This window comes from Pseudomonas sp. Xaverov 259, from assembly GCF_019352915.1.
Taxonomy (GTDB): domain Bacteria; phylum Pseudomonadota; class Gammaproteobacteria; order Pseudomonadales; family Pseudomonadaceae; genus Aquipseudomonas.
Genome location: NZ_JAAAFV010000013.1, coordinates 72274 through 86849 on the forward strand (window position 1 = coordinate 72274; position 14576 = coordinate 86849).

Genomic DNA, 14576 nt, shown 5'->3' on the forward strand with positions numbered 1-14576 from the left:
GATCGTTCCCACGCTCCGCGTGGGAACGCAGCCCAGGACGCTCCGCGTCCCAAGAGCGGACGCGGAGCGTCCATTGAGGCATTCCCACGCGGAGCGTGGGAACGATCATTAAACGGCGCGAATCACATGCTTGATCTCCTGAAACGCCGCCAACCCCCACGGCCCCAGCTCGCGGCCGATACTGCTTTGCTTGTAACCGCCCCACGCCGTCTGCGGGAAGATCACCTGCGGTGCGTTGATCCACACCAGGCCCGCCTGCAAGGCATTCGCCACGCGTTCAGCGGTTTCGGCGCTGGCGCTCACCACACTGGCGACCAGGCCGAAATCGCTGTCGTTGGCCAGGGCGATGGCCTCGGCTTCAGTGGCAAAGCGTCGTACACACAGCACCGGGCCGAAGATTTCTTCATTCCACAAGGCGCTGCCCAATGGCACGTCGGTAAACACCGTCGGGCGAATGAAAAAGCCTTTTTCCAGGCCCACCGGGCGAGCGCCGCCACACACCAACCGGGCACCCTCATCGATGCCGCGCTGGATATGCCCCAGCACCCGCTGATACTGCGCACGGTTGATCAGCGCGCCCATCTCCACATCCTCGGCAAACGGGTCCGCCACGCGAATCCCTTCAGCCCGCGCCTGCAAACGCCGCAGGAATTCATCTGCCAGGTTGTCGGCCACCAACACGCGACTGGTGGCCGAACAGATCTGCCCGGCGTTGAAAAAACCACCGCCACAGGCCAGCTCCACCGCCAGATCGAGGTCGGCATCGGCCAACACCAGCAATGAGGATTTGCCGCCCAGTTCCAGGCTCACACCCTTGATGGTTTCGGCGGCGCGCTGCATCACCTGCACGCCCACCGCGTTGCTGCCGGTAAAGGAAATTTTCGCCACGCGACGGTCCGCCGCCAGCGGCGCACCGACCGCAAGGCCGGTGCCACACACCAGGTTAAATACCCCTGCCGGGAAGCCCGCCTCGGCAATAATCCGCGCCAACTGCAACTCCGCCAGGGGCGTGACCTCTGACGGCTTAAGCACCACGCAGCAACCGGCCGCCAATGCGGGAGCAAGCTTCCAGGCGGTGGTCACCATCGGGAAATTCCACGGCACGATCAAGCCCACCACGCCGCATGGTTCGCGGCGCAGGCGTGCGCTGAAATCGTCGCTGGGCAATGCCACCGGGCTGTCTTGTGCTGCGTCCATCGCATCGCAGATACCCGCGTAGTATTCGAAGGTGGCGATCACGTCATCCACATCAATACCGGCTTCAAACAGCGGCTTGCCGTTGTTGCTCGACTGCAACTGCATCAGCGGTTCACGCTGCTCGCTCACACCTTGGGCGACCTTGCGCAGCAGGGCGCCGCGATCACGGCCGCTGCTTTTCGACCAATCGACAAAAGCCGCGCTGGCTGCATCAACCGCCAGCTGCACTGCTGATGCATCGCCCACGCTGACGTGGGCCAAGGTCGCCTCGGTGGCCGGGTTAATCACCTCCAGCACCGTATGGCCCGCCTGCCATTGGCCGTTGATAAACACACCGTTCAAGACTGCGCTCATACCGCCGCCTCCTGCATCCACAGCCCTTGGTTGATTTCAATCAGTGTCGGCCCCTGGCGATCCGCGGCGGCGCGCAACGCGCTGCGCAATTGCTCGACGCCCTGGATACTTTCTGCGGCGCAACCCAAGGCCTTGGCTACGCCGATAAAGTCCGGGGTGTAGATGTCCACACCAACCGGCTCGATGGCGCGGTTGAGCATGTATTTCTTGATCTCTTCATAGCCGTGGTTATTCCACAGCAGCACGATGACCGGCACCTGCGCTTCCACCGCACTGGCCAGTTCCGGCAGGGAAAATTGCAGGCCGCCGTCGCCGATCAGGCACACCACCGGCTGGCCGTCACCTCGGCCCAGCCAGGCACCGATGGCGGCGGGCAGGGCGTAGCCCAAGGTGCCGTAGCCGGTGGACGAGTTGAACCAGCGGCGTGGGTGGTCAAGGTTCAGTGTCAGGTTGCCGCTGTACACCGGCTGGGTGGAGTCGCCCACCAGCACGGCGTCGGGCAGTTCTTGCAGCACGGTGTCGAGAAACAGCGTTTGTGCGCGGGTGGCCGCGTCCCAGGTGGGCGCCAGTTCGGCCCACAAGCGCGCGACTCGTTCAGCGCCCCAATCGCCGTTGCGCGCAGGTAGTGGAGTTTTGTCCAATTCGGCCAGCAAGGCGTCGGCGGCTATTTGCGCATCGGCCACCAGTGCCACGTGCGGCGGGTAGTTGCGCACCGTCTGGTCGGGGTCGATGTCGATACGCAGCAGTGCGCCGGGAATCTCGAAGCCGCCGGCGAAGGTCACGTCGTAGTCGGTTTCGGCCAGTTCTGTGCCGATGGCCAGCACCACGTCGGCTTCAGCGACCAGCGCACGGGTGGCGACCAGGGTTTGCGTCGAGCCGATCAGCAGCGGGTGCGTCGATGGCAACAGGCCTTTGGCATTGATGGTCAGCGCGACCGGCGCGCCAAGGGTATCGGCCAGGCGCGTCAGCTCTGGCGCGGCGTCGATGGCACCGCCACCGGCCAGAATCAGCGGGCGTTTGGCCGCGGCGAGCAACTGGCTCATCTGCTTGACCGCCGACGGCGCTGCGCCTGCGCGGGCGACGCTGACCGGCAGGCTGGTCAGCAATGCATCGGCGTTCTCCACCAGCACATCCAGCGGGATCTCGATATGCACCGGGCGCGGTCGCCCCGCCTGGAACACCGCAAATGCCCGCGCCAGCACGCCAGGCAACTCCGCCGCCGACATCAGGGTATGGGAGAACGCCGCCACGCCGGCGATCATCGCGCTCTGGTTCGGCAGCTCATGCAGTTTGCCGCGCCCGCCGCCCAATTGGCTGCGCGACTGCACGCTGGAAATCACCAGCATCGGGATCGAGTCAGCGTAGGCCTGGCCCATGGCGGTGGTGATATTGGTCATGCCCGGGCCGGTGATGATGAAGCACACGCCGGGTTTGCCACGGGTGCGTGCATAGCCGTCGGCCATGAAACCGGCGCCCTGTTCGTGGCGCGGGGTGACATGGCGAATGCTGGAACGCGCCAGGCCGCGATACAGTTCAACGGTGTGTACGCCGGGAATGCCGAACACCTGGTCCACGCCGTAGCTTTCCAGGAGGTTGACCAATACTTCGCCGCAGGTCGCCATACATGTCGCTCTTGTTATTGATTCGAGGCGCTATTGGAGCGGCTGGCCCGTAGCGGCAACAATCGATAAAAAGTCATACTAGCCATGTCCCCACGTCATGGCTTGCCCCGATGAAACGCCTTCCACCATTGCCTGCGCTGCACACGTTTTGGGTCACCGCCCAGTGCTGCAACTTCACCCGTGCCGCCGAGCAACTGCACATCACACAAGGCGCGGTGAGCCGTCAGATTGCGGGGCTGGAAAGCCATCTGGGTTACGCCCTGTTCCAGCGCCAGGCGCGGGGCTTGAGCCTGACCGAAGAAGGCCGTGAATGGTCGTTGCGTGCCCAGCAAGTATTCGGCCTGATCGGTGACGCGGTGGAGCAGATCGGCAGCCGCCGCGCCACCCTGCAACTCAAGGCTTCCACCTGTGTGATGCGCTGGCTGCTGCCGCGCCTGATGCAATGGCAAAAGGAGCGCCCGGAAGTGCCGGTGGAGTTGACTACCACTGTGGCCTACACCGTGGACTTTCGCCGAGAGCAATTTGACGCGGCGGTTATCTATGCGCCCATCGCCGAGCAGTCGGCCGAGGCACGGCACCTGTTTGATGAGCAACTCACGCCGGTCTGCGCACCGGCGTTGCTCGGCGGTTTGCACACGCCGGCAGACTTGCAGCAACAGGTGCTGCTGCACCCCACGCGGGACGAGCGGGATTGGGCGTTGTGGTTAAAAGCGGCGAATACGCGGTTGAGCAACCTGGCCCAGGGGCATCATTTCGAGACGCTCGACTTAGCCATGACGGTGGCGTCCCAAGGCTCGGGCGTGGCGATTGGCGACAGTGCGCTGATTGGCGAGGATGTGAAAGCCGGGCGGCTGGCGACGCCGTTTGAACTGCGGGTGCCGACGGGGATGGGCTATTACCTGGTGTACCCGCCGGGGACAGAGCCTTCGGCTGGGTTGCAAGCGTTGATGGCGTGGCTGGTGAGCGAGGCACACCGATGATCGTCCGATGATCGTTCCCACGCTCTGCGTGGGAATGCCTCTGGTGACGCTCTGCGTCTCGCTTCGGGACGCGGAGCGTCCGGGGCGGCATTCCCACGCAGAGCGTGGGAACGATCATTACAGGGTCAGTAACCGACAGTGAAGCGTTGGCGCGAGTGCTTCGGTGTTTCCACTTCGTCGATCAGCGCAATGGCAAAGTCAGCAAAACTGATCCAGCTACGGCCTTCGGCGCTCACCAGCAGGTCGTCCTGGCCCAGACGGAATTTGCCGGTGCGCTCGGTTTCAACAAACTCCGCCGACGGCGATAGAAAGGTCCAATCCAGTTCTTTTTCCTGACGCAGCACGTCGAGAAACTCAGCACCGGCGCTGGCTTCGGCTTTGTATTCGGCCGGGAAACCCTCGCTGTCGATCACTCGACCGCCACCTGGCAACAACAACGAACCCGCACCGCCTACCACCAGCAGGCGTTTTACGCCGGCTTTTTTCACCGGGCCGATCACGGCGCTGGCGGGCAGGGTGGCGAAGTGCGCCGCGCTGATCACCACGTCGTTGCCGCTCACCGCTTGCTGCAAGGCAGCCGCATCAAGGGCGTCGACCTTTTTAACGGTAAGGCCTGGGCGTGCAGCCAGCTTGTCGGTATTACGCGCAATGGCAGTAACGGTATGCCCACGACGCAGCGCTTCTTCCAGCAGTTGGCTGCCGGCACGGCCGGTGGCACCAATGATTGCAATCTTGCTCATGACGTTCTCCAGTACGTTAGGGTTTAAAACCAATCACCACTTCATTTCGCCCTTGGCGACTTTGGCACCCAGTTCCAGGCTGCTTTCGTCTTCAAGGTTCGGGTAACGCTTTTTCATTGCCGCGATCAGCGCAGCCGAGTCCTTGGCCTTGGCGGTCTCGATATCGAAGGCCTTGATGTAGTCGGCGGTAAAGGCCACGGACTGCACGGTCGGTGTGCCCAGGTAGTGGCCAGGGATCACAGTGGCCGGTTTCAGGTCCTGGATACGTTGCAAGGTGGCCAGCCAATCGGTGTGGGATTTGGCGGTTTGCGTATCGGCCATCCACACGTGGGTGTTTTCAAACACCACGACGCCACCAACGACCGCCTTGATCGACGGGATCCACACAAAGGTGCGCTCCGGCTGCGGACCGTCCAGGCCGATCACTTCCAGGCTTTTGCCTTCCAGTGTCAGGGTATGGCCCTGCAACACCTGCGGGATCACGGCTTTGCTTGGTTTGTCGGCGCCGAGTTTCGGGCTCCAGAACGCGATTTTTTGCTCGACGGTGGCCTTGATATGGTCCACCACCGGCTGGGTCGCCAGCACTTTGGCGTCGGGGAACGCGGCTGTCAGGGTGTCGAGGCCGAAGTAGAAGTCCGGGTCGCCGTCGCTGACGTAGATGGTGGTGAGGTGTTTGCCGCTGCTGCGGATTTTTTGCACCAGTTGCTCGGCTTGGGGCTTGCCGAACTGGGCGTTGACCAGGATGAGGTCTTTTTCGCCGCTGACCAGTACCGAGCTGACTGGCATCATGGCCGAGGTGCCAGGGTTGTAGGCATCCAGCTTCAGGTCGGCAGCCGCAGCATGGGCGGCGAACGCCAGGGCGGCCGAAGCCAGGGCAAATCGTTTAAGTACCGAGATCATGTGCAGCTCCAGCAGCAGGTAAGTGATGCACAGAGCTTAGTTGCACCAAACACAACAAAAAATGCGATGCTTGGACATAGTTTGTTTCTAAAAGCGTGCAAATCATGGATCGTCTTCAAGCAATGCGGGTGTTTGTCACGGTAGTTGACCTGGGCAGCCAGTCCGCCGCCGCTGATCAGTTGGACCTGTCGCGGCCGGTGGTCTCGCGCTACCTGGCTGAACTTGAGGATTGGGTCGGTGCGCGCTTGATGCATCGCACCACGCGCAAGCTCAGCCTCACCGCCGCCGGCAGTGAAACGCTGCCGCGCTGCCGGCAAATGCTCGAGCTGTGCAGTGACATGCAGGCGGCCGTCAGTGAGCCGGATGAAGCGCCGCGCGGCCAGTTGCGCCTGAGTGTCAGCAGCTCTTTTGGCCAGGCGCAGTTGGCGGATGCCGTGGCCGCCTACGTCAAGCTTTACCCATTAGTCAGTATCGATATGCAGATGCTGGATCGCACGGTGAACCTGGTGGATGAGCGTATCGACCTGGCTATCCGAACCAGCCTTGAGCTGGACCCCAACTTGATCGCCCGCAAGCTCACCCTGTGCCGCTCGGTGATCTGCGCTTCGCCCGCGTACCTGCTGGAACATCCGCTGCCCCGGCAAGTCAGCGACCTGGCAGCGCACAATTGCCTCACGCACTCTTATTTCGGTAAAAGCCTGTGGCACTTCACCGAGAACGGCGAGCCAACGTCGGTGGCGGTGCAGGGCAATATCACCGCCAATGAGGCCATGGCTCTGTTGCGGGTGACCCTGGCGGGCGCCGGAGTGGCGCGGCTTCCCAGCAACCAGGCGGGGGACTATATCCGTCGCGGCGAATTGATCCGTCTGTTGCCCGAAGCCGAGCCGCAACAGATGAATGTGTATGCGGTGTATGCCTCACGTAAACACATGCCGTTGGTGCTGCGCAGCTTTGTGGATTTTCTGGTGAACAGCTTTCCGGAAGAGCCGGTATGGGACATTGGCCTCTAATCGACATAAACGTGTTGAATGACGCCCAATAATGGCAACTCGCCCTGACTGACCTATGCTTTAACCAGCACCGAGTCGATCTATTCAGAGGTGTGCCATGACCCTAAAAATTAGAAAGTACCTGATGATTTTCATCCTGTCCGCGTTGGCCACCGCGCTGTACGGCACGGCCGCCTACCGGGTTGAACAGACCCGCATGCAGCCGACCTTCGCGATCAGCTGCCACCAGGATCTGTGTGTGCCGCGTACCGGCAGCTTCAGCGCGCTCAGATGATCGTTCCCATGCTCCGTGTGGGATGATCGTTCCCACGCTCCGTGTGGGATGATCGTTCCCACGCTCTGCGTGGGAATGCAGCCCAGGACGCTCCGCGTCCCGCGTCAATCGGCCTTCAGTTGCTCGCGAAACGCCTTTGGCGAAAACCCCACTCGGCGACGGAACAGCCGGGAGAAGTTGGTCGGGTCGGAAAACCCCAATACTTCCGACATCTCATTGATGGTCATGCTGGTATAGGTCAGCAAGCGCTTGGCTTCCAGCAACTGGCGGTCATGCATGATCTGCAAGGCAGGCTGCCCACCCAATTCCCGACACGTACCGTTCAGGTGTGAGACCGAGATACCCAGCTTGTGGGCCAGGTCTTCAATCTTCGGGTGTTCGCGGTAATGCTGCTCGACCAACTGCGTAAAGCGCCGAAAATATTCACGCCCACGCGGCGCGCGCGCATGGCGGCGCTGGATCGCCTGGCGGCTGATCCACACCAGCAGCACGCTGACCAAGGCGTGCATCATCATGTCGCGGGCCGGTTGTTCATCGGCGTACTCATCCTGCAGGCGGGCGAACAGGCTGTTGAGGTAGTCGCTGTCCTTGCCGGCCGGGTAATTGCCCAAAGCGTTCAAACCGTCCACCGTCGCGCCCAGCTGCGTCTGCAAATGGCTGACCAGCGGCGCGGCCAGCGTCACGATAAAACCTTCCACATCTTCAGAAAACCGAAACCCGTGCACACACAAAGGCGGCAGCACCTGCAAAGTGGCTTCGCTGAGCGTGGTGCGCTGGCCTTCGATTTCCAGTTGCGCCTGGCCTTTGTGTACGTACAGCAATTGGCACAGATCCGCGTGCCGGTGGGGTTGGATTTCCCACTGGTATTCCCGGCTCCGTCGGGAAATGGTTTCACAGTGCAACAAATCCGGGGTCGGCCATTGCTGGCTTTCCCCGTAAAGCTTGAAGACCGGAATCGCGGTACTGGCAGTTTTGGTCATGGTTTCAATCCGATACTCAGGATAGTGGTGCGGTAATCGCCCCAATTGGCAAAAAGCGCAGGCTTTGTCTCAGTTTTCACCTTCTTATGGCGGCCACTCAAGTGAAAAATGATCAGCAACAAGATGAATGACAACTCTTTCACCTGATCCGTTCGGGTGGAGCTTGCGGGCCATAAAAATAATGAAAACGCTTAAAACCCAAGTCGCCATTATTGGCGCCGGTCCCTCCGGATTGCTGCTCGGTCAACTGCTGCACAACGCCGGTATCCAGACCCTTATTCTAGAGCGCCAGAGCGCCGACTACGTGCAAGGCCGCATCCGCGCCGGGGTGTTGGAACAAGGCATGGTCGACCTGCTGCGCGAGGCGGGCGTGAGCCGACGCATGGATGCCGAAGGCCTGGTACACGACGGCTTTGAGTTGGCACTCGATGGCCAACTGACCCATATCGACCTCAAAGGCTTGACCGGCGGCCAGTCGGTGATGATCTACGGCCAGACCGAAGTCACCCGCGACCTGATGGCCGCCCGCGAAGCTGCCGGCGCTGTGACCCTGTACGAAGCGCGCGACGTGCAGCCCCATGACCTTAAAACTGATCGGCCCTGGCTCACCTTCGAACATGACGGCGAACACGTGCGCCTGGACTGCGACTACATCGCCGGGTGCGACGGTTTTCACGGGGTGGCGCGCCAGTCGATTCCGGCGCAGTCGTTGCAAGTGTTCGAGCGTGTCTATCCGTTCGGCTGGCTGGGCATCCTCGCCGATACGCCGCCGGTACATGACGAGCTGGTGTATGCCAAACATTCGCGTGGCTTTGCGTTGTGCAGCATGCGTTCGCCGACCCGCAGCCGCTATTACCTGCAGGTGCCGGTCGATGAGCCGCTGGAAGAATGGTCGGATGAGCGTTTCTGGGCCGAGCTGAAAACCCGCCTGCCCAGCCAGTTGGCTGAACAGTTGGTCACCGGGCCTTCAATCGAAAAAAGCATCGCGCCGCTGCGCAGTTTTGTGGTGGAGCCGATGCAGTACGGGCGCCTGTTCCTGCTCGGTGACGCCGCGCATATCGTGCCGCCCACCGGCGCCAAAGGCTTGAACCTGGCCGCCAGTGATGTGAGCACCTTGTTTCGGATCATGCTCAAGGTGTACCGCGAGGGCCGCGTGGACCTGCTGGAAAAATACTCGGCCATCTGCCTGCGCCGGGTGTGGAAGGCCGAGCGGTTTTCCTGGTGGATGACCTCGATGTTGCACCAGTTCCCGCAAGCCGACGGCTTCAGCCAGCGCATTGCGCAGAGCGAGCTGGAGTATTTCATCCACTCACAGGCGGGGCGCCAGACCATCGCAGAAAATTACGTTGGGCTTCCTTACGAAGCTATCGAGTAGCCTGCTATCGTATCCAGCATTCCCGCAGGCCCTTCCTTGCCTGCGGGCCTTGCTCGAAGGTTCTGCCGTGACCAGCGTCAACCAACCCGCTCCACCCGTTCCCGCCGTTCGCAGTGTGCTCGCCGCCTTGATGCTGGCGATCTTCCTGGGCGCCCTGGACCAGACCATTGTCGCCGTGTCGATGCCGGCCATTTCCGCGCAGTTTCACGATGTAAACCTGCTGGCCTGGGTGATCTCCGGCTATATGGTGGCGATGACCGTGGCCGTGCCGATCTACGGCAAGCTCGGCGACCTGTACGGGCGTCGGCCGATGATGTTGATCGGCATGGGCGTGTTCACTGTGGCGTCGCTGTTCTGCGGCATGGCGCAAAGCATGGAACAGTTGGTGCTGGCGCGGATTCTCCAGGGCATCGGTGCCGGCGGGATGATCTCGGTCAGCCAGGCGATCATTGGCGACATCATCCCACCCCGCGAGCGTGGGCGTTATCAGGGCTATTTCAGCAGCATGTACGCGGTGGCCAGTGTGGCCGGGCCGGTGCTGGGCGGGTACATGACCGAATACCTGTCGTGGCGCTGGGTGTTTTTGATCAACCTGCCGCTGGGCGCCGGCGCCTGGTACGTGGCGCACCGCACACTGGTGGGCCTGCCGGTGCCGCAGCGCAAGCCGATTATCGATTACCTCGGCACCGTGCTGATGATCATCGGCCTGACTGCCTTGCTGCTGGGCATCACCGAAATCGGCCAGGGCCATCATTGGCGTGACGAGCAAGTGCTGGGGCTGTTGGCCTGCGCGTTGGTGGCCTTGACGGTGTTCGTGTGGCACGAACGCCGGGCGCGCGAGCCGTTGTTGCCGATGCACCTGTTTGCCAACCGCAGCGCGGTGCTGTGCTGGTGCACGATTTTCTTCACCAGCTTCCAGGCGATTTCCCTGACGGTGTTGATGCCGTTGCGCTATCAGACGGTGACCGGCTCGGGTGCCGACAGCGCCGCCTTGCACTTGCTGCCGTTGGCCATGGGCTTGCCGATGGGCGCTTATTTCGCCGGGCGCATGACCTCGGTGACCGGGCGTTATAAGCCGATGATTCTGACCGGCGCGTTCTTGAGCCCGCTGGCGATTCTCGGCATGGCCTACAGCGCGCCGCAGGCGGTGGAACTCACGGCGGTGTTTATGCTGCTGTGCGGAATTGCGGCGGGGATGCAGTTTCCGACGTCCCTGGTGGGTACGCAGAACTCGGTGGAGCAGCGCGACATTGGCGTGGCTACCAGCACCACTAACCTGTTCCGCTCGTTGGGCGGGGCGGTCGGTGTGGCGTGCATGTCGGCGCTGTTGCTGGCGTTGTTGCAGGATTCAAGCTTTGCGCATTTGGCCAGCGGTGCGCTGGGCGCCGAGGGCAGTTCCGGCAGCGTGTTGCTCGACGGCCTGAATGCCGCGCCAGGGCCTGCGCAGGATGCTTTGCGCGGGGAGCTGGCGGTGACGTTCCGGCATTTGTTGATGGTCAGTGCGGCAGTGTCGTTGCTGGGGTTGGCGGCGGCGATTGCGATGCCCAATCGTGTGCTGCGTGGCCGTGAAGACAAAGCACGTTAACTGACACAATGATGATCAAACTGTGGGAGCTGGCATTCCAACTTAGATCAGGGGCTGTAGTACCCAACCGCCACCATAAAATGCCCGGCCTTGCGCACGTACGCATGTTTGTTTTCAACCTTGTCGGTCACCGGGTTCTTCCAGCGGTACTTGTATTCCCCCTGATCCTGCTCGGCCATCAGCTTCAGGATCGGCTCACCCACCGGCTTGCCATCCGGGTCTTTGATCTTGCGAAAGTCGGTATTGATCAGGCGCAGGTTGGTGCCATGCGCCACATAGCGCCCGGTATCCAGGTCGACCACAAACACATACAGATCATCCTGCAGAAACCCGCCCTGCAGTGAATTGATCGCCTTGAGCGTGCCGGCTTCATCCTTGAGCAGAGCATTCACTGCCTTGTTGCGCAGCGCCCGGGCCTGCTCCGGCGTGGCCCGTGGCAAGTAGTAACCCACCGCGAGGATGCGCTCACCCACGCGCTGGTAAAACACATGCTTGTGCTCAACCTTGCCGTCGTTCCAGTTCTGCCAGCGGTAGTCGGCTTGTTGGATGCCTTGGCCTTCGGGCACGGTCAGTGCCTTTTTGAACGACGCTTGCAGGTCTGGCCCGAGCACTTCGGACACATCGCGGCCGATCAATGCAGAGGAGGGCCCGCCGCTGGCCAGCAGCACACCCTTGGTATCAACCACGAACACGTAGCGGTCATGGTCGATAAACTCACCCTGGCGGCTGAACGCGGCGAACGCCTTGTCGCCGTTGCTTTGAAAGTAGGTGACGGCCTTTTCCAGCAACGCCTTGGCGGCCTGGGCGTCCTCATCCTGAGTGGCCGCGTGCACCTGGCTGAAACCCAACAGCAGCAGGCAGGTGAGTCGGAGCAATCCCTTCATTACCGATCCCTCTTTATTGTTGATGTGAGCACAGCGTAGACGGCTCCTGCTCAGGGCGCCGCCAGCCATTGATTGACGATGCCGTCATACACCCCGGTGGCCATGCTCAAGTGCAGCCACTGGTCGACATAGCTTTTCCACGCCACGTCGTCGCGAGGCAGCAAAAAGGCTTTTTCGCTGTATTGCATCTGCCGCTCGGGGTTGACCGCACACAGCCCAGGCTTCTGTTTTTGCTGGAAGCGCGCTTCGCTGGCGTCGGTGATCATCACGTCGGCCTTGCCCGCCAGCAGTTCGTCGAAAATCGTCACGTTGTCATGCAGGCGAATCTGCGCTTTGGCCAGGTGGGCGCGGGCAAATACCTCGTTGGTGCCGCCCGCCGGCTCGATCACCCGTACCTGTGGCTGGTTGATCTGCTCGACAGTCTGGTAACGCTGTACATCGGCGCAGCGCACCAGCGGGATCTTGCCGTCCACGCCGAGCGGCTGGCTGAAGAAGGCTTTTTTCTGGCGCTCCAACGACACCGAAATGCCGCCCACCGCAATATCACAGCGCTGGGCGAGAAAGTCCGGCATCAGGGTTTTCCAGGTGGTGGGCACCCACTTGATGGTGGCGTTGAGGCTCTTGGCCAGGGACTCGGCCATGGCGATATCAATGCCTTCATAGCGCCCATCGGCACGCAACGAGGTGTAGGGCTTGTAGTCGCCGGTGGTGCAGACGCTGAGGGTGCCGTTTTGCAGCACCTCGTCCAGGCGTGAGTCGGCCAGGGCGTGGCTGGTCACACTTGCCAGTAAACAGAAGGCCAGGGGCGCTTTCATGCGGTCGAATCCTTGGGCATGCTCGGGTCGCCATTATTTCCAGCTAAACGCGGGGATGGCAATTGTTTAGCCAGGCTGCAACCAAACTCCGTCAACCCTGAATTGAACAACCTTTGCGCGCGTGTGACGCTGCCGGGCATCTACCTCACTGTGAATCCCGCATGGACGGCTCACCCGACACTCACCTCGCGACACTGCCGTCCGCGCTCGCCTTTTGGGCCCTGTTCCACTGCCGACACGCGCGCCCACCAGATACCTTTCTCCTACGTTGATCTGCCCCATGGATGACGCGCACCTGTGCGCATCTGCCCGGCGGCGCCCGTGCGCCTGCCTGACGCAAACGTATGAGAGTTCCCATGAGTGTTTTTGCCAGCCTGCAAGAAGCCCAGTCTTTTCTTGAGCAACACCCGGACATCGAAATGTTCGAGCTGTTTATCCTCGACAACAACGGCGTACCCCGCGGCAAGTTGCTGCACCGCGATGAGCTGCTGGCGGTGTATGAAAGTGGCCGCCCGTTGCCCAGCACCATCCTGGGCCTGACGATTAACGGCGACGACGTGGAAAACTCCGGGCTGGTGTGGGAAGTCGGCGATATCGACTGCCGTGCCTACCCGGTCAGCGGCAGCTTGCAGCGCATGCCGTGGCGCCTGATCCCGACGGCCGCTGTGCAAGTCAGCATGCACCCCACCGAAGGCTTGCCGGCCACCGTGGCGGACCCTCGGCATGTGCTGGCCAAGGTGATCGACGGGCTCAAGGCCGACGGGTTTTACCCGGTGATGGCGGCGGAGTTGGAGTTTTACCTGCTCGACCAGAAACCCGATAGCAACGGCCGCCCGCAACCGGCGCGGGATGTTGACGGTAATCGCCCACGCTCGACCCAGGTATACGGCTTGCGTGAGCTGGAGCAGATCGAGCCGTTCCTGGCCGACCTCTACAGCGCTTGCAAGCTGCAAGGCATTCCGGCGCGCACGGCGATTTCCGAGTACGCGCCGGGCCAGGTGGAAATCACCCTGGAACATCGCGCCGATGCCCTGCAGGCCATGGACGAAGCGGTGCGCTACAAGCGCCTGGTCAAGGGCGTGGCGCATAAGCATGGGATGACGGCCTGCTTTATGGCCAAGCCGTTCGATGACCTGGCGGGCACCGGCATGCACATGCATGTGAGCCTGGCGGATGCCCAGGGCAATAACCTGTTCGCCAGTGAGGCGGCCGATGGCACGCCGCTGCTGCGCCAGGCCGTGGGCGGCATGCTCAGCACCTTGCTCGATTCGCTGCTGATGTTTTGCCCGAATGCCAACTCCTACCGGCGCTTCCAGACCAACAGTTATGCGCCGCTGGCGGCCACCTGGGGCGTGGACAACCGCACCGTCAGCCTGCGCGTGCCGGGCGGGCCGGCTCATTCGCGGCATATCGAACACCGGATTTGCGGAGCCGACGCCAACCCTTACCTGGCTGCCGCCGCAATCCTGGCGGGTATTCACCGAGGTATTCGCGAACAGCGCGACCCCGGTGCGCCGGTGGAAGGCAACGGGTACGCCCAGGCCAATGCATTGCTGCCCACCGACTGGCTGACCACCTTGCGTGCGCTGGAGGGTTCCAGCTGGGCGCGGGAGGCGTTTGGCAGTGAGTTTCTCGGTGTTTATTTGGCGGTGAAACGTGCGGAGTATCGCCAGTTCATGGGGGAGGTGGGGGAGCAGGATTGGCGTTGGTATCTGCATCAGGCGTGATTGGCTGGGGCGCGGGGTTGTTCTTGATGGGGGTGTATATCCGTTGCTGCGGTGATGGCTGCTTAGGGTTCCGCCCTGACGGCGGGTCACTTTTGGCAAACGCCCGGAATGCCGGCCCAGCCAAAAGTAACCA

13 protein-coding genes are annotated in these 14576 nt (G+C 62.0%); 6 read left to right on the forward strand and 7 right to left on the reverse strand.

Annotated elements, in window-relative coordinates:
• Positions 1-108 precede the first annotated feature (108 nt).
• Complete coding sequence (locus tag K0H48_RS02505; RefSeq protein ID WP_219266275.1) at positions 109-1551, reverse strand: aldehyde dehydrogenase family protein; 1443 nt, start codon at positions 1549-1551, stop codon at positions 109-111.
• Positions 1548-3173 carry a 5-guanidino-2-oxopentanoate decarboxylase gene (locus K0H48_RS02510; RefSeq protein ID WP_219266276.1) on the reverse strand — a complete coding sequence of 542 codons (1626 nt, stop codon included), beginning with the start codon at positions 3171-3173 and terminating at the stop codon, positions 1548-1550. Before K0H48_RS02510 ends, K0H48_RS02505 begins: the two co-directional genes overlap by 4 nt.
• Positions 3174-3283: 110 nt before the next feature.
• Here K0H48_RS02510 and K0H48_RS02515 point away from each other — a divergent pair, with 110 nt between their 5' ends.
• Positions 3284-4153, forward strand: coding sequence for a LysR substrate-binding domain-containing protein (locus K0H48_RS02515; RefSeq protein ID WP_219266277.1), 870 nt, complete (start codon positions 3284-3286; stop codon positions 4151-4153).
• A gap of 125 nt (positions 4154-4278) precedes the next feature.
• Here K0H48_RS02515 and K0H48_RS02520 read toward each other — a convergent pair whose 3' ends face one another.
• Positions 4279-4893 carry an NAD(P)-dependent oxidoreductase gene (locus K0H48_RS02520; RefSeq protein WP_219266278.1) on the reverse strand — a complete coding sequence of 205 codons (615 nt, stop codon included), beginning with the start codon at positions 4891-4893 and terminating at the stop codon, positions 4279-4281.
• 33 nt (positions 4894-4926) lie between these two features.
• The gene (locus tag K0H48_RS02525; protein ID WP_219266279.1) at positions 4927-5793 is read right to left on the reverse strand and encodes an MBL fold metallo-hydrolase; all 867 of its coding nucleotides are present in this window, start codon (positions 5791-5793) and stop codon (positions 4927-4929) included.
• 104 nt (positions 5794-5897) lie between these two features.
• On the opposite strand from K0H48_RS02525, the gene K0H48_RS02530 reads away from it, so the two are divergent.
• Positions 5898-6803 (forward strand): LysR family transcriptional regulator, encoded by a 906-nt coding sequence (locus K0H48_RS02530; protein WP_219266280.1) that lies wholly within the window; start codon positions 5898-5900, stop codon positions 6801-6803.
• 97 nt (positions 6804-6900) lie between these two features.
• The gene (locus tag K0H48_RS02535) at positions 6901-7077 is read left to right on the forward strand and encodes a hypothetical protein (protein WP_167353682.1); all 177 of its coding nucleotides are present in this window, start codon (positions 6901-6903) and stop codon (positions 7075-7077) included.
• Positions 7078-7181: 104 nt separating this feature from the next.
• On the opposite strand, the gene K0H48_RS02540 is transcribed toward K0H48_RS02535, so the two are convergent.
• Complete coding sequence (locus K0H48_RS02540) at positions 7182-8057, reverse strand: helix-turn-helix domain-containing protein (protein ID WP_219266281.1); 876 nt, start codon at positions 8055-8057, stop codon at positions 7182-7184.
• Positions 8058-8238: 181 nt separating this feature from the next.
• On the opposite strand from K0H48_RS02540, the gene pobA reads away from it, so the two are divergent.
• Positions 8239-9432: a 4-hydroxybenzoate 3-monooxygenase gene (pobA, locus tag K0H48_RS02545; RefSeq protein WP_219266282.1), complete on the forward strand. Its 1194-nt coding sequence runs from the start codon at positions 8239-8241 to the stop codon at positions 9430-9432.
• Positions 9433-9499: 67 nt separating this feature from the next.
• Positions 9500-11017: an MDR family MFS transporter gene (locus K0H48_RS02550; RefSeq protein WP_219266283.1), complete on the forward strand. Its 1518-nt coding sequence runs from the start codon at positions 9500-9502 to the stop codon at positions 11015-11017.
• Between the two features lie 47 nt (positions 11018-11064).
• On the opposite strand, the gene K0H48_RS02555 is transcribed toward K0H48_RS02550, so the two are convergent.
• Together K0H48_RS02555 and K0H48_RS02560 are read right to left on the reverse strand one after the other, a co-directional pair.
• On the reverse strand, positions 11065-11901 hold the full coding sequence (locus tag K0H48_RS02555; protein WP_219266284.1) for a cache domain-containing protein: 837 nt from the start codon (positions 11899-11901) through the stop codon (positions 11065-11067).
• Positions 11902-11951: 50 nt separating this feature from the next.
• Positions 11952-12716, reverse strand: a complete 765-nt coding sequence (locus K0H48_RS02560) for a transporter substrate-binding domain-containing protein (RefSeq protein ID WP_219266285.1) — start codon at positions 12714-12716, stop codon at positions 11952-11954.
• 356 nt (positions 12717-13072) lie between these two features.
• On the opposite strand from K0H48_RS02560, the gene K0H48_RS02565 reads away from it, so the two are divergent.
• Positions 13073-14443, forward strand: coding sequence for a glutamine synthetase family protein (locus K0H48_RS02565; protein ID WP_219266286.1), 1371 nt, complete (start codon positions 13073-13075; stop codon positions 14441-14443).
• Positions 14444-14576 lie beyond the last annotated feature (133 nt).

Coding starts and splice junctions, on each gene's coding strand:
- pobA (WP_219266282.1), top strand. CDS start 8,239: ATGAAAACGCTTAAAACCCAAGTCGCCATTATTGGCGCCGGTCCCTCC.
- K0H48_RS02535 (WP_167353682.1), top strand. CDS start 6,901: ATGACCCTAAAAATTAGAAAGTACCTGATGATTTTCATCCTGTCCGCG.
- K0H48_RS02565 (WP_219266286.1), top strand. CDS start 13,073: ATGAGTGTTTTTGCCAGCCTGCAAGAAGCCCAGTCTTTTCTTGAGCAA.
- K0H48_RS02530 (WP_219266280.1), top strand. CDS start 5,898: ATGGATCGTCTTCAAGCAATGCGGGTGTTTGTCACGGTAGTTGACCTG.
- K0H48_RS02510 (WP_219266276.1), bottom strand. CDS start 3,173: ATGGCGACCTGCGGCGAAGTATTGGTCAACCTCCTGGAAAGCTACGGC.
- K0H48_RS02520 (WP_219266278.1), bottom strand. CDS start 4,893: ATGAGCAAGATTGCAATCATTGGTGCCACCGGCCGTGCCGGCAGCCAA.
- K0H48_RS02560 (WP_219266285.1), bottom strand. CDS start 12,716: ATGAAAGCGCCCCTGGCCTTCTGTTTACTGGCAAGTGTGACCAGCCAC.
- K0H48_RS02515 (WP_219266277.1), top strand. CDS start 3,284: ATGAAACGCCTTCCACCATTGCCTGCGCTGCACACGTTTTGGGTCACC.
- K0H48_RS02540 (WP_219266281.1), bottom strand. CDS start 8,057: ATGACCAAAACTGCCAGTACCGCGATTCCGGTCTTCAAGCTTTACGGG.
- K0H48_RS02555 (WP_219266284.1), bottom strand. CDS start 11,901: ATGAAGGGATTGCTCCGACTCACCTGCCTGCTGCTGTTGGGTTTCAGC.
- K0H48_RS02525 (WP_219266279.1), bottom strand. CDS start 5,793: ATGATCTCGGTACTTAAACGATTTGCCCTGGCTTCGGCCGCCCTGGCG.
- K0H48_RS02505 (WP_219266275.1), bottom strand. CDS start 1,551: ATGAGCGCAGTCTTGAACGGTGTGTTTATCAACGGCCAATGGCAGGCG.